Below are 20365 nucleotides of genomic sequence, written 5' to 3' on the forward strand. Positions count from 1 at the left end.
GGGGGGGGGGGGTTTGTGTGGGGGGCTGCGCCCGGTGCCCGTGGTGGGGTTGGGGGGGTCGGTTTTGTCCCCCCCCGCCCCCCCCGCGCCCCCCCCCCCCCCCCCGGGGGGGGGGCCCCCCCCGGGGGGGGGGGCCCCCCCCTCGGGACAAGCTGGGCGGGATCAGACCTGGCCGGCCTTCTCCAGGGCGGCGCAGCAGGTGTCGACGATGAGACGCGTCACGACGTACGGGTCGACGTTCGCGTTCGGACGACGGTCCTCGATGTAGCCCTTGCCGTCCTTCTCGACCTGCCACGGGATGCGGACCGAGGCACCGCGGTCGGAGACGCCGTAGCTGTACTCGTTCCACGGGGCGGTCTCGTGCAGGCCCGTCAGACGGTCGTCGATGCCGGCGCCGTAGTTCTTGACGTGGTCCATCGGCTTGGAGCCCTCGCCGAGCGACTCGCACGCGGTGATGATCGCGTCGTAGCCCTCGCGCATGGCCTTGGTGGAGAAGTTGGTGTGCGCGCCCGCGCCGTTCCAGTCGCCCTTCACCGGCTTCGGGTCCAGCGTCGCGGAGACACCGAAGTCCTCGGCGGTGCGGTAGAGCAGCCAGCGGGCGACCCACAGCTGGTCCGAGACCTCCAGCGGCGCGAGCGGGCCGACCTGGAACTCCCACTGACCGGGCATGACCTCGGCGTTGATCCCGGAGATGCCCAGGCCCGCCTTGAGGCAGTTGTCCAGGTGCGCCTCGACGACGTCACGGCCGAAGATCTCGTCCGCGCCGACACCGCAGTAGTAGCCGCCCTGCGCGGCCGGGAAGCCGCCCTCGGGGAAGCCGAGCGGGCGCGCGCCCTTGAAGAAGGTGTACTCCTGCTCGATGCCGAAGATCGACTCCTGCGCGGCGAACTTCTCCGCGACCTCGGCCAGCGCGGCACGGGTGTTGGACTCGTGCGGCGTCATGTCGATGTTCAGCACCTCGCACATGACGAGGATGTCGTCGCCGCCGCGGATCGGGTCCGGGAAGCTGGCCACGGGCTTGAGTACGCGGTCCGAGGCGTGACCCTCGGCCTGGTTCGTCGAGGAGCCGTCGAAGCCCCAGATCGGCAGCTCCGCACCCTTGGCGTCGTCGGCCAGGATCTTCGTCTTGGAACGGAGCTTGGCCGTCGGCTCGGTGCCGTCGATCCAGATGTACTCAGCCTTGAAGCTCACGGGCCACATCCTTCGGGGTGGGTCTTGATCGCACTTGCGGGTGCTGCGGCGCTGCGGCACTGGGGCGCCGCCGGGGATGTCCGGAAGCCTGTCAACCAGGGATTTCCCGATCATTGCCCGAATGTGAACCCCGTGTTACCTGGGCCGTATGTGCCCGGTCTCACACGGCCTGTACGGGCGCGGGCGCCCGCGTGTGATCGTTCGCGGTCGTGATCGTCCGGCCGGTCGTCCGCCCTGGACCAGGCGGTCCGCCGGGGGTTGCTCGTATGCGATCCGGGTGAGGAAGGATTGGGGTGTGTGGCAGCTTATCGACCGGTTCGGCCGTCCCGGGGGATCCGCCGCCCGTCTCCGCGAGGAGCCGTCCCGCTCGCGCGAAAGCCCTGCCGCCTCCGGCCCGTGAAGGGCCGGAGGCGGCAGGGCTTGTGGTCCGTACCGCCCGTTATCCCACCTTCTCGATGAGGGCCCGGCGGATCAGGAACTTGCCCGGCTCCCGGACCTGCTCGAAGGCCGCGTTGTTCAGCAGGGCGCAACTGCCGGACACCGAGGTGACCTCGACGGTCGTGGACTTGTTGTTGTCCAGGTTCGTGACCTTCAGCTTCGTCCCGGCCGGGAACTGGTTGCTGGACGCGGCGGGCGCGCCGCCCTCGCCGGAGAGCGTGACGGTCGAACCGTTGCAGACCTGCTGACCGGTGGCGGCGCCACCGCCGGCGTTGTTCGCCGGGGCACTTTGTGCCGGGGCGCTCTGCGCCGGAGCCGCGGGGGCGGCCTGGGCCGGTGCGGACTGCGCGGGCTGCTGGGCGTTCTGCTGGCCGGTCTGAGAATCCTGAGCCGATTCCCCGACAGCGCAGCCCGACGCCTGCTGCTGAACCTTGATCTGCGCGATGACCGCTTCGCGGTTCGCGATCCTGGCCTCCGACTGGGAGTCGGGGTGGGCCTTCTGGTCCGCGATGAAGCTCTGGTTGTTGCCGAGCGCGGTGGCCAGGCCCTGGCACGCGACCGAGCTCTGAGCGGTCTGCACGGACGCCGCGTTCGAGGTGGCGGCCAGGGCGAACGCCCCGCCGCCGGCCACAGTCGCCGCGCTGACCAGCAGAGCGATCTTCTTCTTGGTGCTGAGAGTTCTCCTACGCGACATGCGCGCCTCCAGAGAGTGGGGGAGCGTTACGCCGCTATGTACGAGATGCCGAACGTGGTTACTCAACGGTTACGGCATTCACTTAAGTAACGTGGATCACACGGGAGTTGGGCTCACCGTGGGCCGGTGGGCTACCGGGACATGGCCTCGCGTACCGCCTCCTCGGTGCGGCCCACCACCGCGGTCCCGTCCTCCGCGGTGATGATCGGCCGCTGGATGAGCTTCGGGTGCTCGGACAGGGCCTTGATCCACCGGTCCCGTGAACCGGCGTCCCGCGCCCACTCCTTGAGCCCCAGCTCCGTCGCGTCGGCCTCCCCGGTCCGCGTGATGTCCCACGGTTCGAGGCCGAGACGGTCGAGGACGTCGCGGATCTCGTCCTCGCCGGGCACGTCCTCCAGATAACGGCGGACGGTGTACTCGGCACCCTCGGCGTCGAGCAGGCTGATCGCGCTGCGGCACTTCGAACAGGCCGGATTGATCCAGATCTCCATGCCCCACACGGTACGGCAGACACCTTCGGACACGGCTGTCACGGCACCCCCAAAGGCCCTGTGGCCAGGCCCTTTTGTCAGTGCCCGGCGGTAGAATAGAAGCAGTGTTCGAGGGTGTCGCCGGGGGGTCCGGACGGCGCCCTGACCGCGACAGGAGGATGCCCGTGCCCGCTGCCGCACTCAAGCCGCTGCCCACCCAGTCCACATCGAAGACGGCGGTCCTGCTGGATCTGCCGTACGAGCCCGTGGAGAAGCGCCCGCTGCCGCCGGGGCGTCCCCGCGACTGGTACGTCACGCACAACCGCCGGCTCAAGGCGATGCGCCTCGCCATAGCCCTGCTCGACTCCGGTGTGTACGTGCCGAACCAGGCCCGTGACGAGAAGATCCGCACCACCGCGCAACTCATCGGCGTGCACCCGCCGTCGGACACCACCTGCCACATGGTGCGTGCCCTGATGAGGTACGCGCGCTGACCGACCGAGCGCACCGTTCACCGGTGCCGGGTGACCTCGCCCCGTAGCGGGGCACCCGGCACCGTCAGGGCACCGATCCCGGCGCCGGCACCGACCGAGGTGCCGGCGCCTTGCCCGTGCGCCCGACGCCGGCACGCCGTCCGGGCCGGGCCACCTCACCGCGCCGACAACTCCCTCTCCAGGGGCGTCCGGAAGCGCGGGGTGATCCGGGTGCCGCCCACCCAGGCCCGAAGGCGCCCGGCCTCCGCCGAGATCGCGTCCAGGGCCTCGCGGCCGACGTCCCCGGCACCCAGCAGCCGCCACACGATCTCGCCGTCGGGGCGCTGCGCCCACCCCCCGACCACCCGTCCGTCCCACCACACCGTCGGCCCCACGTTGCCGCTGCGGTCGAAGAGCGCGGGCCGCAGGGACGGGTCGAGGAACCAGTCCCGCTCCGCCCGGCTCATGGGCGCCGGATCGAGGGCGGGCAGCAGGGCGGCCCAGGGCGCACCGGAGCCGTCGACCGGGCCCTCGTCGCCCGCCGCCACGTAGGCCGTGACCCCGTCGTCGAGCGAGACCGTCACCGCCCCGGCCGCGGCCAGCGCCCGCCGTACGTCGGTGACCTTCCACCCCGTCCACCACTTCAGGTCGGCCTCGGTGGCGGGCCCGCAGGCCGTGAGCCAGCGGTCCAGCAGACGGGCGCGGGCCTCGGCGGGCGGGAGCGGGGGATGCGGCGGCGCGACCGCCCAGCGGAACTGGCTCGACGTCCAGGACCCGAGCGGACGCCCCCGCACCACCCGGCCCTCGATCCCCAGCAGGCGCATCAGCCGGGACGACACGGTCTGCACAGCCTCGTAACTCTTCCCCGGCGCGTAGACGAACTGCTCCCTCAGCCGCGGCTCGTCCCCGGTGAGTTCGTTCACCGTGGCCTGGCCGCGCCGGGCCAGCGCGGCCAGCGTGGACGTCTCGACCTCGTCGAGCCACGGCCCGGTCAGCCGCCCGTCGCTCCCGGCGGCCATGTCCTTGACCAGTCCGGCACGGGTCTTCGCGGCGATGTCGAGCGCCGTCGAGGCGTGCACGACGGCCGCCAGGCCGGTGGGGAACACGAACACGGTGTTGCGCATGCCGTGCATCCGTACGAGGGAACGGTCCTCGTACAGGGCCCGCTCCACCCGCGCCACCGTCGTCCGGGCGTCCGTGAGCCGCGCGCCCACCGCCAGGTACACCGTCGCCGGGTCGGTGCCGTGCAGTGCGACCAGGGAGTCCGCCACCTCCTCAGGGGTCCGTGCCCGCGCGGCGCCCACGAGCCGCTGCCGCAGCCCGAGCCGTACCCGCCGCTCCGCCACCCCGATGTGCCGCGGCTTCCCCGTCACGTCGCCTCCGTCCCTCGCCCGGTGCTCCCTGCCCGCCGTTCCTCATCCTGTCGGACGCCCGCCCGTCACGGGACGAGGTTCACCCGTTGGACGCAGCCGGGCATGCGGCGGCCCCGTGCGCGGCCTTGACTGGGGCCACCGCGAGGAAGCGGGATCCGGAGGCGCACCAGGACCACGTGGGGAGAGACGATGCAGCAGAGGGACGGCATACGAGGACCGGTCCGCCTGATCCTGTCCGTGTGCGTGGTGGCGGCCCTGGCCGCGCAACTGACCGCGTGTTCCGACGACAGCAGCCCCTCCGACGCGGCGTCCAAGGCCGCGTCCGCCGTCTCCAAGGCCGCGTCCGCCGCCACCGAGGCCGGTGACGCCGTCGCCTCCGCGACCGCCGAGGCCGGCCGGAAGTTCGACGAGTTCAAGGGCGGCGTGGACGCCAAGGACGAGGTGAAACTCGACGGAACCGCGAGCCCCGACTCCGACGGGCGCGCCACGGTCGGGGTCACCGCCACCAATCCCACCTCCTCGGCGAAGTCCTACGTCGTCCAGGTCGACTTCCGCGACACCGGCGGCAACCTCCTCGACACCACCGTCGTGACGGTGAACGACGTCGCGGGAGGCGCCTCCAAGGGCGGCACCGCCCGCAGCAACCGCTCCCTCACCGGCGACGTCAAGACCGGCGTCGCCCGCGCCGCGAGGCACTGACGGCGTGCTCCGCGACAGCGTCACGGCCACCACCGCGGACCGGGCCGCCCGGGGCCGGGCGGCCCGCAAACAGGTGCCCCGTTCCGCGCACGGCACCTGGATCCCCGCCGCCGACCGCCCCGACCCCGTCGGCCTCCTCCAGGCGCAGGGCAGGGACCGGCTCCCGGAACTGCTGCCGATCCGGTACGCGCGGATGGCGGCGTCACCGCTCGCGTTCCTGCGCGGGGGCGCCGCCGTCATGGCGGCCGACCTGGCCGCCCAGCCCCACACCGGGCTCACCGTCCAGCTGTGCGGCGACGCCCACCTGCTGAACTTCGGCCTGTACGCCGCCCCGGAACGCTCCCTGCTCTTCGACCTCAACGACTTCGACGAGACCTTCCCCGGCCCCTTCGAGTGGGACGTCAAACGGCTCGCGGCCAGCGTCGCGATCGCGGCCCGGGAGAACGGGCACAAGGAGGAGCACGTCTTCGGCGCGGCACGCGCCGCCGCCGGGCAGTACCGCGAGGCCGTGCGACGGCTGGCCCGGCAGGGCGAACTGACCGTCTGGTACCAGCACATCGACGCCGACCTGCTGCTGCCGCTGGTCCGCTCGGGACGCCGGCGCCGGCGCGCGGAGGCCACCCTCACCAGGGCCCGCCGCCGCACCAGCCTCCAGGCCCTCGGCAAACTCACCGAGACCGTCGGCGGACGCCGCCGCATCGTCCACGACCCGCCCCTGCTGGAGCCGGCCGGAGCCATGGACATGGCCTCGCTCCGCAAGATATTCAGCGACTACCGCTCCACACTCCCCGAGGAACGCCGGCTGCTCCTCGACCGCTACCGGTTCGTCGACGCGGCCCGCAAGGTCGTGGGCGTGGGCAGTGTCGGCACCCGCTGCTTCATCGTGCTGCTCGCCGGGCGGGACGCGGACGACCCGCTGTTCCTCCAGATCAAGCAGGCGGGACGGTCCGTACTCGAAGAACATCTGCCGAGCGGCCCGTACGCCCATCCCGGGCGCCGGGTCGTCGCGGGCCAGCGGCTGATGCAGGCCGCCGGAGACGTCTTCCTCGGCTGGACGACCGGCCCCGAGGGCCGCTCGTTCTACTGGCGCCAGCTCCACGACACGAAAGCCTGCGCGGACATCGGCGGCATGAGCCCGGGTGAACTGCGCGCCTACGCCCGGCTGTGCGGCACCGCCCTGGCCCGCGCGCACGCCCGCTCCGGCGACCGGGTCGCGATCGCCGCCTATCTCGGCGGCGCCGACACCTTCGAGCGTGCCGTCGCGAACTTCGCGCTGCGCTACACCGACCGCAACGCCGCCGACCACGCCGCCCTGGGCGCGGCGGTCATCGCGGGCGTGGTCCCGGCGGACCCGGGGGTGTGAGGCCGCCGCCCGGTCAGCCGCCGGGAGCCGACCGCCGACCGCACCGGGACGCCGTGACGGACGCCGTGACCGGGCAACCCTCTTTCCGGGGGAGGCCGGTCGGCGGCGGCGCCCGCTCGGCTCAGGAAGAGGCGGGAGCGCCGTTCACGTCCGGTTCGGGCGTGCCGGCCGGTTCGGGCGTGCCCGCGGCACCTGCCGGACCTGCCGCCGAGGGGGCACCTGTCCCGGAGGGGGCGCCGCCTGTCCCGGAGGCGGCCGCCTTCGCCTGAGCCGCGGCGACGGCCTCCCGCAGGTGGTCCTCCTGGTCCTGGCTCAGCGAGGTCTGCACCAACTGGCCGCCGAACTCGGCGATCTGAGGGATCACCTTGTCGCCTGCCGCCTGCTTGACCAGGACGAACAGCGCGCCCGCGCCCGGCCGCAGATTCTGGCTGAGATCCTTCATGAACGTGTCGTTGATGCCGGTGTCCGTGACCGCGCCCCCGGCGGCACCGGCCGCCGCGCCCACCGCCGCACCGAGCAGCGGCGCGAGGAAGAGCAGTCCGATGACACCGCCCCACAGCGCGCCGCCGGCCGCGCCGACGGCCGTGTGACTGACCGCCTGATGCAGCTTGATCCTGCCGTCCTCGCTCCGCTCGACGACGACCGCGTCCTCCAGCTCGACGAGATGCTGCTTCGACAGCTCGAACAGCTTGTCGCGCACCCGGCCGGCGGTGGCGACATCGTTGTAGGCGACGACGAACAGATTGCTCATGAGGGCACCCCTTGTGTCGATTTCGTACGACTTTATAGCGCTATGGGATGGGGTGCAGTCGGGAAAACCCGCTTCGGACACGCCGCCGGAAACGCCAGAAGTCGTCACGGCCCAGGCGCGATCACAGCCCCGGGGCGCCCCAGACAGGGAACCAGCGGGCGAGGTCCTGCTCGATGCGCAGGTCGTCGGTCAGGGCCGCCTTGACCTGGAGTTCGAGCGCGTTGTCACGCCGCTCGCCCCCGCCGGCGAGCGGCGCGAAGGGGAAGAAGGTCCCGCGTTTGTACAGGTAGACCAGGCCGAGCCGCCGCTGCCCGGTGCCCTCGAAACCCACCACGGAACAGAGGAGCTGGGGACCGAAGCCGGCGCCCTCCAGGGAGCTGTTGACCGCGTGCAGATCGCTCACCAGCGCCGGCAGGTCGTCGGGCGCGCGGCGGGAGACCAGCCACGAGTAGCCGTACTCGTCCCGGACCGTCTCCACCCGGGGGCCCGTCCGCCCGGTGTCCGCGTCCAGCAGGTCCTGTGCCTCCTGGCGGGCCTGGGCGAAGGCCCCGCCCTCGGCGGAGGTGAAGCACACCGCTCCCGTGCCGGCCGGGGTGAACCCGGTCGCCGCCTGGAGGGTCACGGCCGCCGACGGCAGGGCGAAGAGCCGGTCGAGGTCGGGTGCGGCGGGCTTGCTGCGGCCGAGCAGGATGTCCAGGAACCCCATGCGGTCAGAGAGCCTCTCCGGGAGCCGGGGCGCCCGTGTCCGGCACCGCGGGCTCGCCCAGCTCGGCGGAGATGCGGGCCAGTTGTCCGAGCCGCTGCTCCAGGCTCGGGTGGGTCGAGAACAGGTTGGCGATGCCCGGCTGGGCGCCGAGCGCGGGGGTGAAGTAGAAGGCGTTGAACGCCTGCGCGGTCCGCAGGTCCTTCGTCGGGATCCGCGCGATGTCACCGGTCACCTTGGTCAGCGCGGACGCCAGCGCCGAGGGGCGGCCGGTCAGCAGGGCCGCGGAGCGGTCGGCGGCCAGTTCGCGGTACCGGGAGAGGGCCCTGATCAGCATGAAGCTGATGGCGTACACGGCCGCGGACACGGCCATCACCACGGCGAACACGGCCACGGTGTTCTGGTCCTTCTGGCCCCGTCCGCCGAAGAGCTGCGAGTAGAACGCGAACCGTACGATCAGCCCGGCGAGGACCCCGAGGAACGACGCCACGGTGATCACGGCGACGTCCTTGTGCGCCACGTGCGAGAGCTCGTGGGCGAGGACGCCTTCGAGCTCGTCGGGCTCCAGACGGCGCAGCAGCCCGGTGGTCACGCAGAGAACGGCGTGATCGGCGTTGCGCCCCGTGGCGAACGCGTTCGGCATGTCGAGGTCCGACACGGCGACCAGCGGCTTGGGCATGTCGGCCACGGCGCACAGCCGGTCGACCACGCCGTGCAGCTGGGGATACTCCTCCCGCTCCACGATCCGTCCGTGCATGGCGTACAGCGCGATCCGGTCCGAGAACCAGTACTGCGCGACGAGGAGCCCGGCCGCGATCACGACGACCAGCACCCACGACTTCAGCAACACGATCAACGCGGCGACGAAGGCCACGTACAGCAATCCGAGCAGGAACAGCGTGACCGTCATCCGCACGGTCAGCTGCCGGTCGTTCCGGAATCGGCTCCGCATCTCGCACCACCCCGCAGTCGGGCACTCGTCCCGCTCTCCATTGTGCGCCCGCGGTTCCCCATGAACAGGTGCCGAAAGGCCCCGCGGTGGGCAAAGAACGTCCCCGCGGCGCGCGGCCCCGACTCCGTCGCCGGGGGAGAAACGCGGCGGCCGCGTCCTTCCCGGAGGAAGGACGCGGCCGAGGACGCGTGCGGCTGGAGCGACGGGTTTACACGTCGAAGTACAGCTCGAACTCGTGCGGGTGCGGACGCAGCTGGAGCGGCGCGATCTCGTTCGTGCGCTTGTAGTCGATCCACGTCTCGATCAGGTCGGACGTGAAGACGTCGCCCGCGAGCAGGAACTCGTGGTCGCGCTCCAGCGAGTCGAGGACGGCCGGGAGCGAGGTCGGGACCTGGGCGACGCCCGCGTGCTCCTCGGGAGCCAGCTCGTACAGGTCCTTGTCGATCGGCTCGGCCGGCTCGATCTTGTTCTTGACGCCGTCCAGGCCGGCCATCAGCAGGGCCGAGAACGCCAGGTACGGGTTGCCGGAGGAGTCGGGCGCGCGGAACTCGACGCGCTTGGCCTTCGGGTTCGAGCCGGTGATCGGGATACGCATGGCCGCGGAGCGGTTGCGCTGCGAGTACACCAGGTTGACCGGGGCCTCGAAGCCGGGGACCAGGCGGTGGTACGAGTTCACCGTCGGGTTGGTGAAGGCCAGCAGCGACGGGGCGTGCTTGAGGATGCCGCCGATGTAGTAGCGGGCCATGTCCGACAGGCCCGCGTAACCGGCCTCGTCGTAGAACAGCGGGGAGCCGCCGCTCCACAGCGACTGGTGGACGTGCATGCCCGAGCCGTTGTCACCGAAGATCGGCTTCGGCATGAAGGTCGCGGTCTTGCCGTTGCGCCAGGCGACGTTCTTCACGATGTACTTGAAGAGCTGGAGGTCGTCGGCCGCGGCGAGCAGCGTGTTGAACTTGTAGTTGATCTCGGCCTGGCCGGCGGTGCCCACCTCGTGGTGCTGGCGCTCGACCTGGAGGCCGGACGCGGCCAGCTCCAGGGAGATCTCCGCCCGCAGGTCGGCGAAGTGGTCGACCGGCGGGGTCGGGAAGTAGCCGCCCTTGTAGCGGACCTTGTAACCGCGGTTGTCCTCGATGGCACCGGTGTTCCAGGCGCCGGCCTCGGAGTCGATGTGGTAGAAGGACTCGTTCTCGGCGGTCCTGAAGCGGACGCTGTCGAAGACGTAGAACTCGGCCTCGGGACCGAAGTACGCGGTGTCGGCGATGCCGGTCGACGCGAGGTAGGCCTCGGCCTTCTTGGCCACGTTGCGCGGGTCACGGGAGTACTGCTCACCCGTGATCGGGTCGTGGATGAAGAAGTTGATGTTGACCGTCTTGTCGCGGCGGAAGGGGTCGACGCGCGCGGTGGACAGGTCGGCGCGGAGCGCCATGTCGGACTCGTGGATGGCCTGGAAGCCGCGGATGGAGGAGCCGTCGAAGGCGAGCTCCTCAGCCGGGTCGAAGGCCTCGGCCGGGATCGTGAAGTGCTGCATCACACCCGGCAGGTCGCAGAAACGGACATCGACGAACTTGACGTCCTCGTCCGCGATGAACTTCTTGGCCTCGTCGGCGTTCTGGAACATCCAGCTCCTCCTACTCCCGCCCACAGTGGACCGGGGTGGTAGTTCGTTCGTGCGGCCAGTGCGGTGGCACACGCTGGGGCCGACCATAGGGACGGGGGATTTCTCCAGCGTGACCCATTTGTTTCGCCCAAGTTAACCGACCGAGGTCCTCCGGGCCCCTCCTGTCCGTATGGCAAAACGGGCACAGTACCTTGGACGGGTGGACAACAGGCAAGCAATCGGATCCTGGCTCTCCGGCCCCCGCGCGGCGGCGGAGGAAGCCGGTGTCGACTTCGGATACCGGGGCGAACAGCTCGGTCTCCCGGAGCACGGACCGGGCTCGATCGCCCGCCCCGGCCGCCGTCTGGCCGCCCTCGCCGTCGACTGGGGCCTGTGCCTCCTGATCGCCTACGGGCTGCTCACCGACGGCTATGACCAGGCTACGGGCAACTGGGCCCTGCTTGTCTTCTTCGTGCTCGGCGTGCTCACGGTCGGTTCCGTCGGCTTCACTCCGGGCAAGCGTCTGCTGGGTCTGCGTGTCGTGGCCGAGGGCGGCGGACGGCCGAACCCGCTGCGCGTCCTGCTGCGCACCGCGCTCCTGTGCGTGGCCGTCCCGGCCCTGATCTGGGACCGCGACGGCCGAGGCCTCCACGACCGCCTGGCCCGAACGCTGGAGGTCCGCACCTGACACCCGCACTCCCCGCAGGGGCGGTCGTCCCCACCCCGGCGAGCGGGCACCTGCCCCGGCGAAGCCGACCCGTCTCCGGCTGGGGAACGGCCGGTCCCGCCGACGGCAACGCGCCCCGGCGTGGGGACGCCCCGTCGCCCCGTCCTGGTGAAGGGCGCCTGGCCCCGGCGAGCGGGCACCTGCCCCGGCGAAGCCGACCCGTCTCCGGTCAGGGGACGGTCCGCCCGCCGGCCTCAAAGCGCCCCGGCGCCACGTGGGCGCCATTCGCCCCTGTGCAGGAGAACCCCGCCCCGAGGTGGGGACGCCCGTCCGGCGGGGGGCCGGGGGAGGGCAGCTGCAACGACGATGGGGCGCCCGGAGAATTCCGGGCGCCCCATCGTCGTAGGACTGGTCAGGCCGGCGCGAGCGTCACCGCTTGGGACCGCCCCGCGGCATCCGCATGCCCTTGGGCATCGGACCCTTCGGCAGCGGCATGTTGCTCATCAGGTCGCCCATCGCGCGCAGCCGGTCGTTGGTCGCGGTGACCTGGGGGCCGGCGAGCACACGCGGCAGCTTCAGCATCGTCGTGCGGAGCTTCTTCAGCTCGACCTGGCCCTCGCCGGTGCCCACGAGGATGTCGTGCACCGGGACGTCGGCCACGATCCGCGCCATCTTCCTCTTCTCGGCGGCCAGCAGGGTCTTGACCCGGTTCGAGTTGCCCTCGGCGACCAGCACGATGCCGGCCTTGCCGACCGCGCGGTGCACCACGTCCTGGCTGCGGTTCATCGCGACCGCCGGGGTCGTGGTCCAGCCTCGGCCGACGTTGTCGAGCACCGCCGCGGCCGCGCCGGGCTGGCCCTCCATCTGCCCGAAGGCGGCCCGCTCGGCCCTGCGTCCGAAGACGATCGCCGTCGCGAGGAGGGCGAGCAGAAGCCCGAGAATGCCGAGATAGACCGGGTGGCCGATCAAGAAGCCGATCGCGAGGAAGACACCGAGGGTGAGAATTCCGACAGCCGCGAGTACAAGACCGATCTTGGAATCGGCCTTGCGGGTCATTTTGTACGTCAGAGCGATCTGCTTGAGTCGCCCGGGGTTCGCAGCGTCCGCTGCGGGTTCCTTCCTCGCCATGTCCACGAGTCTACGTGGCCCGTGAAGTGCCGACGACGGCAGTACCGGGCGAGCGGGGCCGCGGCAGCGGGGAGGAGCCTGCCGTGGCCGGATCGGCCGGTGCCGGACGGCGCCGGTCAGGAACGGGTGACGGATTCCAGCACGCGCTGCGCCTCGACCCGGTCCTTGGCACGGCGGCGGTCCTCCAGGACGGAGGTCCAGGCGTTGCGGCGGGCGGTGCGCTGCCCGCTGCTCATGAGCAGCGATTCGACGGCACGCAGTGCATCGGTGAACGACGGAATCGCGGTGGCGCGTACGGGCGCGGCCTGCATGATGGAGATCCCCCCTAGGGATCGACGGCTCGGACGGGGACGGGTGTGACGTGGAACCAGAGTCACTGACTGGTGTTACCAGTACGTGACCGAGCGGTCAAACACCAATGAAACCTTGATACCGCGGGCCCCTTTCCGGCCCCCTTCCTGACGTCGCGTTCAGCTGCGGGGATGCCGTGAGGGGGTGTGAACGGGCCGTTGTGAAGGGCGAGTTGCTTGTGCGCGGATTCACACGAAAGCGGTGGCACTCGGTGCCACCGCTTTCCTTTCGCAACGTGTGCCCGTTCGGGGGATCAGACCGCCTGGGAGGCGACGTACGCGCCACGCTTCTCGATGGCCATCTGGTAGAGGCGGCCGGCCCGGTACGAGGAGCGGACCAGCGGGCCCGACATGACGCCGGAGAAGCCGATCTCCTCGGCCTCGTCCTTGAGCTCCACGAACTCCTGCGGCTTGACCCAGCGCTCCACGGGGTGGTGGCGCACGGAGGGGCGCAGGTACTGCGTGATCGTGATGAGCTCGCAGCCCGCCTCGTGCAGCTGCCGGAGCGCCTCGCTGACCTCTTCGCGGGTCTCGCCCATGCCGAGGATCAGGTTCGATTTCGTGACCAGACCGTAGTCACGGGCCTCGGTGATGACCTTGAGCGAGCGCTCGTAGCGGAAGCCGGGACGGATCCGCTTGAAGATCCGGGGGACCGTCTCGACGTTGTGCGCGAACACCTCGGGGCGCGAGGAGAAGACCTCGGCGAGCTGCTCGGGCTCGGCGTTGAAGTCCGGGGCGAGCAGTTCGACCTTCGTGCGTCCGGCCTCGCGGCCGGCCGTCTGCGCGTGGATCTGGCGGACCGTCTCCGCGTACAGCCAGGCGCCGCCGTCCTCCAGGTCGTCGCGGGCGACGCCGGTGATGGTGGCGTAGTTCAGGTCCATCGTGACGACGGACTCACCGACACGGCGCGGCTCGTCGCGGTCCAGCGCTTCCGGCTTGCCGGTGTCGATCTGGCAGAAGTCGCAGCGCCGCGTGCACTGGTCACCGCCGATGAGGAACGTGGCCTCGCGGTCTTCCCAGCACTCGTAGATGTTGGGGCAGCCCGCCTCCTGGCAGACCGTGTGCAGGCCCTCGCTCTTCACGAGTGCCTGCATCTTCGTGTACTCGGGGCCCATCTTCGCCCGGGTCTTGATCCACTCGGGCTTGCGCTCGATGGGGGTCTGGCTGTTCCGGACCTCCAGGCGCAGCATCTTGCGTCCGTCGGGTGCGACTGCGGACACATCGGCTCCCTGTAACTTCGATTCTTCGGCGTACATCAGGGTACGCCCGTGCGGTGCTCGGCCCCCGAGGTGGGCAACCTTCGGGAGCGGGGGTGCATTCCCGAGGGGTCTCCGCCGTGGAGGAACGGGCCCCGGGCCCGTGTGACCTCCGCGACACGGGGGCTCTAGGCCGGGGCGCGTTCCACGACGCGCGGCTTCAGGTCCGCGTTCGCCAGGATGTCCCCGAGGTGCTTCTCGGCCACCGGCAGGACCTCGTCGATGGTCACGTCACGGCCCAGCTCGGCCGCGAGCGAGGCGACGCCCGCGTCGCGGATGCCGCACGGGATGATCCGGTCGAACCAGACGTTGTCCGGGTTCACGTTCAGCGCGAAGCCGTGCATGGTGACGCCCTTGGCGACGCGGATGCCGATCGCGGCGATCTTGCGGTCCTCGCGGCGCTGGCCCGCGTTGGACGGGGCGTACTCCGGGCCGTTGAGCCGCGGGTCGAACTCCTCGTCCTGGAGGCGGGGGTCGAAGTCGAGGGAGAGCCCCCCGAGCGCGGAGGCCCCCTGGGCGGGGTCCTTGGCGTCACCGAGGACCCAGACGCCGCTGCGGCCCTCGACCCGGCTCGTCTCCAGGCCGAACTCCGCGCAGGTGCGGATGAGCGCCTCTTCCAGACGGCGTACGTGGGCCACGACGTCCACGGGACGCGGGAGCTTCTGGATGGGGTAGCCGACCAGCTGGCCCGGACCGTGCCAGGTGATCTTGCCGCCGCGGTCCACGTCGATGACGGGGGTGCCGTCCAGGGGCCGCTCGTTGTCCGCCGTGCGCCGGCCCGCCGTGTACACCGGGGGGTGCTCCAGGAGCAGACAGGTGTCGGGGATCTCGTCCAGGAACCGGGCCGCGTGCACGCGGCGCTGCTCGTCCCACGCCTCCTGGTACTCGACGGCCTCGGCACCGAATCCCATGCGGACGAACCGCAACTCACTCACGGTAAGCGCCTCCCTTGAAGCTTCCTCGGGCACGTGGTGGTCCCCGTGCGGGGCACGCGGAGGAACCTTTCGTCAGGTCCGTCGCGCGCCCACGCCACTGTACGTCCGCCCGATCCGCGTCAGCCCGACAGCTAATCCTCACACGATCGGATGAATGAATGTCGATGTGTGCGATGACGTGCTCACGCTCCGCTACATTCGCGCCGTTCACTAGGCCATAAGGGCTGCTCACAGGCAATCCGGGCACAGGGAGGCCTCGGGGGAGGCGCAAGCACGTTCCACGCCGCCCCGAGACCCCTGGAGACCCGAAGGCAGGAGACCGCACCGCAGATGACGGAACGACCCGCGCAGCGCACGCCCAATCGACAGCTCGCCGCGCTCATCGCAGAAGCGGGGTTCTCCAACGCAGGTCTCGCCCGTCGCGTGGACCAGCTCGGACTCGAACACGGACTGGACCTGAGATACGACAAGACATCGGTGACCCGGTGGCTGCGGGGCCAGCAGCCCCGCGGGACCACCCCCGCGCTCATCGCCGAGGTGTTCACCCGCCGCCTCGGCCGGCGTCTGAGCGCGCAGGACCTCGGACTCGACGCCTGCGCGCCCGTGTACGCGGGGCTGGAGTTCGCCGCGACCCCCGAGGAGGCCGTGGACATCGTCAGCGGCCTGTGGCGCAAGGACTCCGGCAGCCACGCCGAGCTGCGCAAGATCGCCTTCACCCCGGCCGGGCTCGTCGTGCCCAGCCGGGACTGGCTGATCGGCAGGGCCGACGACCGGGTCGCCCGCGGCGAGCAGCCCTCCCGGATCCCCGCCCAGGGCCGCCCGGCCTCTCCCAGGGTCACGGCACCGCCCGAGCCGGGGGGACCCTCGTTCCGGCGCGGCCGCACCGAGCGGGGCCCCGGCCAGCGGGTCAGCGGCGGGGACATCGCCGCGCTCCGCTCGGTCGGCGAACTCTTCCGCGCCCTCGACCACGCGTACGGGGGCGGTCACGCCCGCCAGGCACTGGTCCGCTATCTGGAGCACGAGGCCGAGCCCATGCTGCGCGGCGTGTACGGCGAGCAGACCGGCCGCCACCTGTTCGCCGCCGCCGCCGACCTCACCCGGCTCGCCGGCTGGACGTCGTACGACATCGGCGCGCACGGACTCGCGCAGCGGTACTTCGTCCAGGCGCTGCGCCTGGCGCAGGCGGCGGGAGACCGGGTGTACGGCTCCTACGTGCTCATCACGATGAGCCGGCAGGCCGTCTACCTCGGGCACGGGCGCGAGGCCGTACAGCTCGCGCGGGTCGCGCAGCAGGGCCTCGGCTCCGGGGGGCCGCACGTCGTCCAGGCGCTGCTGCACGCCGTCGAGGCGCGCGGCCACGGGGTGCTGGGCGAGGTGCGGGCCTGCACGGCCTCGCTGGTCCGGGCCGAACGCGCGCTGGAGGCGTCCCGGACCGGCGACGAGGTCCCGCACTGGGCCCGGTACTTCGACGAGGCGCAGCTCGCCGACGAGTTCGGGCACTGCCACCGGGACCTCCAGCAGTTCCGGGCGGCGGCGCAGCACGCCGAACGCTCGCTCCAGCTCCGGGCGCCCGGCTACGCGCGCAGCCGGCTGTTCTGCCGGGTGGTGCTCGCCTCGGCCCGGCTCGGGCTCGGAGAACTCGACCAGGCCTGTCTGCTCGGCGCGGAGGCCGCGGGGCAGGCGGCGGAGATGCGGTCGGCGCGGGCCGTCGAGTACGTGCGGGACTTCGAGAAACGGCTCGAACCGTACAAGGACGCCGCACCCGTCCGCGGCTATCGCGACAAGGTGGCCGCGCTGAGCTGAGGGCGCGGACGGGAAGGGCCGGACAGGCCCTGCCGGGGCGTCCCCGGTCTCCGGCCTGGGGTACCGGAGACCGGGAAGCTCTATGCGCGCACCAGGGGAGGGGGGTTCACCCCTCCCCGGCGCGGGCGGGGGTTGCCCGCCGCCGCGCGCCGGGTCCGCCGAGAGCCGGGCCGCGGTCTCCGGGAGCGCCCGGAGGCCGCCGGGCCCGTGTGCCCGCGGCTCCGGAACTCCGGAGCCCCGCACCGGAGTTCCGGAGCCGCGGGGTCAGGCGGCGGCGGACTCCAGAGGCTCGGCCGACGGGGCGGCCGCGCGGACGTCCAGGTCCGTCAGCAGGGCGTGGGCGGCCCGCCGGGCCGAGTGCAGCGCGCCCTGCACCGTGCTGGTGTCCCGGTGGTCACCGCACACGTACAGGCCCGCGAGCAGCCGTACGGGGCGGCGCGGATCGAGGGGCGGCGGCATCGCCGGGACCGCTTCCGGCTCGTGATGGACCGCCAGCAGTTCCCAGCGGGTCGTCGACGTGCCGTAGACGCGGGCGAGCTGGGCGCGGACCGCCGCGTCCAGGTGGGGCGCGGCGGGCGGGGTGCCGAGCACGGTCGAGGAGATCAGGGCGCGGCCCGCGGGTGCCCGGGTCGGGTCGACCTGGCTGACGACCGCCGTGTGCGCCACCGGGCCGCCGCGGTCGGCGTCCAGGAGCAGCGCCGGTTCGGTGAGCGGCGGTTCGTCCGTGGTGTGGTGCAGGACGGTCACCGGATGGAAGGCGGGGACGTGCAGCCCGGGCAGGAACCGGGCGGCGGCACGCGCCCCGGTCGCCAGCAGGATGGCCCGGCAGCGGAGTTCGCCGTGCTCCTTCGTCGTGACGTGGGTCGTGGAGACGGCGGTGACCTCGACGCCGGTGTGCACGGTGCCGGGCGGAAGGGCGGCCGCGAGCAGCTCGGGGAGCGCGTCCGCGCCGCCTTCGGGCAGACACAGCCGCCCCGTCGCGAAGGAGTGCAGCGCGAGGTCGGCGAGGCGGCTCGACGTCCGCAACTCCGGGTCGCACAGCAGGGCCGCGAGAAGGGGGTGCAGAAAGGCCTCGACCGTACGGGCCGGGAGCCCCCGGGCGCTCAGCGCCTGCGCCGCGGTGAGGTCGGGTCGGGCGAGCAGGCGCTCCGGGGAAGTGGCGGCGAGGCGCGCGAGGGCCGTGTTGAGACGGGACTGGTCGAAGGGGCTGCCGAGCGGTCCGGGGCGGGTGGTTCCGCGCGCGGGCCGGGGCAGCGGAAGCCGGGGGGCGCTCGCGAGGGCGCGCGCGGTGGTGAGTGCGCCCCTCGCGCTCCGGGGTGTGCCGGGCGTGCCCGTGGGGTGGCGCCGGCCGTCGCTGTGCAGCAGCACGCCCGGCGAGAACGGGCACAGGACGAGGCCGTCCAGGCCCGGGGTGCGGCGCAGTTCCGGGTACGAGGTGGACAGGAGCCGGCCGATCCGGTCCAGCCGGAAGCCGTCGACCTTCTCCGTGGACATGCGGCCGCCGACGTGGGGGGCGGCGTCGAGGACGGCGGTCCTCAGCCCCGCCCCGGTCAGATGCCGTGCGGCCGCGAGGCCGGCGACGCCGGCTCCCACGACGACGACGTCGACGTCTTCCGTGATCTGTGCCGTGTGCGCGGCGTGGCGTGCGGGCTCTAGCACGTGCCCCTCCTCGAGGTTGCGCGGCCGGTGGGGACGTCATGCCCCCAACACGCTTCTGGAATGCCCGAGTTCGGATCGAGGGTGCGAGGTTCGGCCGCGCGGCGGAAGCCGCGCGGCGGCCGTGCACGGGGGCATGGGGGGTGCATGTACCCGCCCGGAGGGTCCGGCCGGGCCCGCCCGGCCGGACCCACGAGCCCCGGGCGGCACGGCACGACGCTCCGTCACGTCGACCCGGGGCGCGGTGGCCGGAGCCGCCGGGACCTGTCGAAGCACCCGGAGCCGAGGCCCGCCCGACCGGATGCCGGCAGTCTTCTCTCCCCGCCGGAGGATGCCCGGAGTCTTCGCCTCCCAGGGAGCGTTCCTCAGCCGAGTGCCGCTCGCAGGGTTCCCTCGATCGAGGGGAACGCGAAGGTGAAGCCCGATTCCAGGAGCCGGGTGGGCAGGACGCGCTGGCTGCCCAGGATGTCCTCGGCCATGTCGCCGAGGACCAGGCGCAGCAGCGGGGCGGGTGCGGTCAGCAGGGTCGGGCGGCGCAGGACCCGGCCCATGGCCTCGGTGATCTCGCCGTTGGTGAGCGGGTCGGGGGCGGTCAGGTTCACCGGCCCGGACAGCGACTCCGTGTCGATGAGATGCCGGAGCGCGGCCACCTCGTCGTGCAGCGCGATGTAGCTCCAGAACTGGCGCCCGTTCCCCACCCGCCCCCCGGCTCCCGCCTTGAACAGCGGAATCAGCCGCGCCCAGGCCCCGCCCTCGCGGGCGACCACGAGCCCGGTCCTGGGAAGCACCGTGCGCACCCCCGCCTCCTGCGCGGGAGCGGTCGCCTCCTCCCACTCCACACACACCGACGGCAGGAACCCGTCCCCGGGCGGCGCGGACTCGTCCACCGCGCGGTCGTCCGTGTCGCCGTAGAACCCGATCGCGCTCCCGTTGACGAAGACCCGCGGCGGTTCGTCGAGCGAGGCCACCGCCTCCGCGAGCGTCGCCGTCCCGAGCACCCGGCTGTCCCGGATCATCCGCTTGTACTCCCGCGTCCAGGGCCGCCCCGCCACCGGCGCCCCTGCCAGATTGACCACGGCGGCACAGCCGATGAGCCCCACCGCGTCGATTCGCTGCCGCTGCGGATCCCACCGGATCTCGTCCGGCGAACGCGGCTCACGGCGCACGAGCCGGACGACCTCGTGCCCCTCGGCGCTCAGGGAGCGTGCCAGTGCGGAGCCGATCAGACCGGACGCGCCGGCGATCACGATGCGGGAACCCGGGGAAAGCGGTGAGTCGCTCATGGGTCCATCCTGCCCGCGACGCCGCGGACTTCACGGAAGGACCGCAGCGCGGCGGCCGTACAGTGACCGGTATGTCAGCTGCTCCGCGGATACGCCCCGCCACCCTGGACGACGAGGACGCGCTCGGCCGGATCGACCGCGACACCTGGTCCACGCTGCACGCGGTCATGCCGCGCCCCAGGCCGCCGTACGAACCCTTCTACAGCGAGCGGTTCGGGCCCCGGGACCATGTCGTCGCCGAGCTCGACGGCCGCCTCGTGGGGTACGTCCGGCTGGGCTTCCCGACCCCGCTGGCCTGCAACGCGCACGTCCGGCAGATCCTCGGACTGGCCGTCGCCGACGAGGCCCGCGGCGCCGGGGTGGGCCGCGCCCTGCTGCGGGCGGCGCGCGAGGAGGCCCGCCGCCAGGGCGCCCGGCGCATCACCCTGCGCGTGCTCGGCCACAACACCCCGGCGCGCGCGCTCTACGCGTCCGAGGGGTTCGTCGTCGAGGGGATCCTGCCCGGGGAGTTCCTGCTGGACGGCGCCTATGTGGACGACGTCCTGATGGGGCGGCCGCTCTGAGCGGATCCCCCCGTCCGGGC

Annotated in this window: 20 protein-coding genes; 6 read left to right on the forward strand and 14 right to left on the reverse strand. The window is 72.3% G+C overall.

What is annotated here, in order from left to right:
• Nucleotides 1–162: 162 nt before the first annotated feature.
• From glnII to ACF07B_RS04065, 3 genes are all read right to left on the reverse strand, one after another.
• Nucleotides 163–1191, reverse strand: a complete 1029-nt coding sequence (gene glnII / locus ACF07B_RS04055) for a glutamine synthetase (RefSeq protein ID WP_369486686.1) — start codon at nt 1189–1191, stop codon at nt 163–165.
• 439 nt (nt 1192–1630) lie between these two features.
• Nucleotides 1631–2323, reverse strand: a complete 693-nt coding sequence (locus ACF07B_RS04060; RefSeq protein ID WP_392177657.1) for a hypothetical protein — start codon at nt 2321–2323, stop codon at nt 1631–1633.
• A 131-nt stretch (nt 2324–2454) separates the two neighbouring features.
• Nucleotides 2455–2814: an arsenate reductase family protein gene (locus tag ACF07B_RS04065; RefSeq protein WP_392177658.1), complete on the reverse strand. Its 360-nt coding sequence runs from the start codon at nt 2812–2814 to the stop codon at nt 2455–2457.
• A 164-nt stretch (nt 2815–2978) separates the two neighbouring features.
• Between ACF07B_RS04065 and ACF07B_RS04070 the strand changes: the two genes are divergently transcribed.
• On the forward strand, nt 2979–3287 hold the full coding sequence (locus ACF07B_RS04070; RefSeq protein WP_362398875.1) for a hypothetical protein: 309 nt from the start codon (nt 2979–2981) through the stop codon (nt 3285–3287).
• Nucleotides 3288–3442: 155 nt separating this feature from the next.
• On the opposite strand, the gene ACF07B_RS04075 is transcribed toward ACF07B_RS04070, so the two are convergent.
• Nucleotides 3443–4639 carry a winged helix DNA-binding domain-containing protein gene (locus ACF07B_RS04075; RefSeq protein ID WP_392177659.1) on the reverse strand — a complete coding sequence of 399 codons (1197 nt, stop codon included), beginning with the start codon at nt 4637–4639 and terminating at the stop codon, nt 3443–3445.
• 189 nt (nt 4640–4828) lie between these two features.
• On the opposite strand from ACF07B_RS04075, the gene ACF07B_RS04080 reads away from it, so the two are divergent.
• Nucleotides 4829–5338, forward strand: a complete 510-nt coding sequence (locus ACF07B_RS04080) for a hypothetical protein (protein ID WP_392177660.1) — start codon at nt 4829–4831, stop codon at nt 5336–5338.
• Between the two features lie 4 nt (nt 5339–5342).
• Nucleotides 5343–6701, forward strand: coding sequence for a DUF2252 domain-containing protein (locus ACF07B_RS04085; protein WP_392177661.1), 1359 nt, complete (start codon nt 5343–5345; stop codon nt 6699–6701).
• Between the two features lie 121 nt (nt 6702–6822).
• Here ACF07B_RS04085 and ACF07B_RS04090 read toward each other — a convergent pair whose 3' ends face one another.
• The 4 genes from ACF07B_RS04090 to glnA form a co-directional block, all read right to left on the reverse strand.
• The gene (locus tag ACF07B_RS04090; RefSeq protein WP_392177662.1) at nt 6823–7452 is read right to left on the reverse strand and encodes a DUF1269 domain-containing protein; all 630 of its coding nucleotides are present in this window, start codon (nt 7450–7452) and stop codon (nt 6823–6825) included.
• 121 nt (nt 7453–7573) lie between these two features.
• Nucleotides 7574–8158, reverse strand: a complete 585-nt coding sequence (locus ACF07B_RS04095; protein WP_392177663.1) for a hypothetical protein — start codon at nt 8156–8158, stop codon at nt 7574–7576.
• Between the two features lie 4 nt (nt 8159–8162).
• The gene (gene htpX, locus ACF07B_RS04100) at nt 8163–9107 is read right to left on the reverse strand and encodes a zinc metalloprotease HtpX (protein ID WP_369486237.1); all 945 of its coding nucleotides are present in this window, start codon (nt 9105–9107) and stop codon (nt 8163–8165) included.
• A 208-nt stretch (nt 9108–9315) separates the two neighbouring features.
• Nucleotides 9316–10725, reverse strand: a complete 1410-nt coding sequence (glnA, locus tag ACF07B_RS04105; RefSeq protein WP_362398855.1) for a type I glutamate--ammonia ligase — start codon at nt 10723–10725, stop codon at nt 9316–9318.
• Between the two features lie 199 nt (nt 10726–10924).
• On the opposite strand from glnA, the gene ACF07B_RS04110 reads away from it, so the two are divergent.
• Nucleotides 10925–11392: an RDD family protein gene (locus tag ACF07B_RS04110; RefSeq protein WP_362398852.1), complete on the forward strand. Its 468-nt coding sequence runs from the start codon at nt 10925–10927 to the stop codon at nt 11390–11392.
• A gap of 408 nt (nt 11393–11800) precedes the next feature.
• On the opposite strand, the gene ACF07B_RS04115 is transcribed toward ACF07B_RS04110, so the two are convergent.
• From ACF07B_RS04115 to lipB, 4 genes are all read right to left on the reverse strand, one after another.
• Nucleotides 11801–12499 (reverse strand): DUF4191 domain-containing protein, encoded by a 699-nt coding sequence (locus ACF07B_RS04115; RefSeq protein WP_392177664.1) that lies wholly within the window; start codon nt 12497–12499, stop codon nt 11801–11803.
• Nucleotides 12500–12615: 116 nt separating this feature from the next.
• Nucleotides 12616–12810: a hypothetical protein gene (locus tag ACF07B_RS04120; protein ID WP_326788203.1), complete on the reverse strand. Its 195-nt coding sequence runs from the start codon at nt 12808–12810 to the stop codon at nt 12616–12618.
• A gap of 293 nt (nt 12811–13103) precedes the next feature.
• The gene (gene lipA, locus ACF07B_RS04125; RefSeq protein ID WP_369486234.1) at nt 13104–14069 is read right to left on the reverse strand and encodes a lipoyl synthase; all 966 of its coding nucleotides are present in this window, start codon (nt 14067–14069) and stop codon (nt 13104–13106) included.
• Nucleotides 14070–14233: 164 nt separating this feature from the next.
• Nucleotides 14234–15040, reverse strand: a complete 807-nt coding sequence (lipB, locus tag ACF07B_RS04130; RefSeq protein ID WP_369486233.1) for a lipoyl(octanoyl) transferase LipB — start codon at nt 15038–15040, stop codon at nt 14234–14236.
• 330 nt (nt 15041–15370) lie between these two features.
• Between lipB and ACF07B_RS04135 the strand changes: the two genes are divergently transcribed.
• Nucleotides 15371–16843, forward strand: a complete 1473-nt coding sequence (locus ACF07B_RS04135; protein WP_392177665.1) for a regulator — start codon at nt 15371–15373, stop codon at nt 16841–16843.
• Between the two features lie 264 nt (nt 16844–17107).
• On the opposite strand, the gene ACF07B_RS04140 is transcribed toward ACF07B_RS04135, so the two are convergent.
• Both ACF07B_RS04140 and ACF07B_RS04145 read right to left on the reverse strand, forming a co-directional pair.
• Nucleotides 17108–18502, reverse strand: a complete 1395-nt coding sequence (locus tag ACF07B_RS04140; protein ID WP_392177666.1) for an NAD(P)/FAD-dependent oxidoreductase — start codon at nt 18500–18502, stop codon at nt 17108–17110.
• A gap of 362 nt (nt 18503–18864) precedes the next feature.
• On the reverse strand, nt 18865–19782 hold the full coding sequence (locus tag ACF07B_RS04145; RefSeq protein WP_392177667.1) for a TIGR01777 family oxidoreductase: 918 nt from the start codon (nt 19780–19782) through the stop codon (nt 18865–18867).
• 71 nt (nt 19783–19853) lie between these two features.
• Here ACF07B_RS04145 and ACF07B_RS04150 point away from each other — a divergent pair, with 71 nt between their 5' ends.
• On the forward strand, nt 19854–20345 hold the full coding sequence (locus ACF07B_RS04150) for a GNAT family N-acetyltransferase (protein ID WP_392177668.1): 492 nt from the start codon (nt 19854–19856) through the stop codon (nt 20343–20345).
• Nucleotides 20346–20365: the final 20 nt, after the last annotated feature.

Origin of the sequence: Streptomyces sp. NPDC015532, assembly GCF_043078065.1 — a bacterium.
Classification (GTDB): Bacteria; Actinomycetota; Actinomycetes; order Streptomycetales; family Streptomycetaceae; genus Streptomyces.

What these genes read in the sequence shown, in the direction of transcription:
- ACF07B_RS04135 (WP_392177665.1), top strand. Translation starts at nt 15,371, where the DNA reads ATGACGGAACGACCCGCGCAGCGCACGCCCAATCGACAGCTCGCCGCG.
- htpX (WP_369486237.1), bottom strand. Translation starts at nt 9,107, where the DNA reads ATGCGGAGCCGATTCCGGAACGACCGGCAGCTGACCGTGCGGATGACG.
- ACF07B_RS04080 (WP_392177660.1), top strand. Translation starts at nt 4,829, where the DNA reads ATGCAGCAGAGGGACGGCATACGAGGACCGGTCCGCCTGATCCTGTCC.
- glnA (WP_362398855.1), bottom strand. Translation starts at nt 10,725, where the DNA reads ATGTTCCAGAACGCCGACGAGGCCAAGAAGTTCATCGCGGACGAGGAC.
- ACF07B_RS04090 (WP_392177662.1), bottom strand. Translation starts at nt 7,452, where the DNA reads ATGAGCAATCTGTTCGTCGTCGCCTACAACGATGTCGCCACCGCCGGC.
- ACF07B_RS04120 (WP_326788203.1), bottom strand. Translation starts at nt 12,810, where the DNA reads ATGCAGGCCGCGCCCGTACGCGCCACCGCGATTCCGTCGTTCACCGAT.
- ACF07B_RS04115 (WP_392177664.1), bottom strand. Translation starts at nt 12,499, where the DNA reads ATGGCGAGGAAGGAACCCGCAGCGGACGCTGCGAACCCCGGGCGACTC.
- ACF07B_RS04065 (WP_392177658.1), bottom strand. Translation starts at nt 2,814, where the DNA reads ATGGAGATCTGGATCAATCCGGCCTGTTCGAAGTGCCGCAGCGCGATC.
- ACF07B_RS04095 (WP_392177663.1), bottom strand. Translation starts at nt 8,158, where the DNA reads ATGGGGTTCCTGGACATCCTGCTCGGCCGCAGCAAGCCCGCCGCACCC.
- ACF07B_RS04150 (WP_392177668.1), top strand. Translation starts at nt 19,854, where the DNA reads ATGTCAGCTGCTCCGCGGATACGCCCCGCCACCCTGGACGACGAGGAC.
- ACF07B_RS04145 (WP_392177667.1), bottom strand. Translation starts at nt 19,782, where the DNA reads ATGAGCGACTCACCGCTTTCCCCGGGTTCCCGCATCGTGATCGCCGGC.
- ACF07B_RS04060 (WP_392177657.1), bottom strand. Translation starts at nt 2,323, where the DNA reads ATGTCGCGTAGGAGAACTCTCAGCACCAAGAAGAAGATCGCTCTGCTG.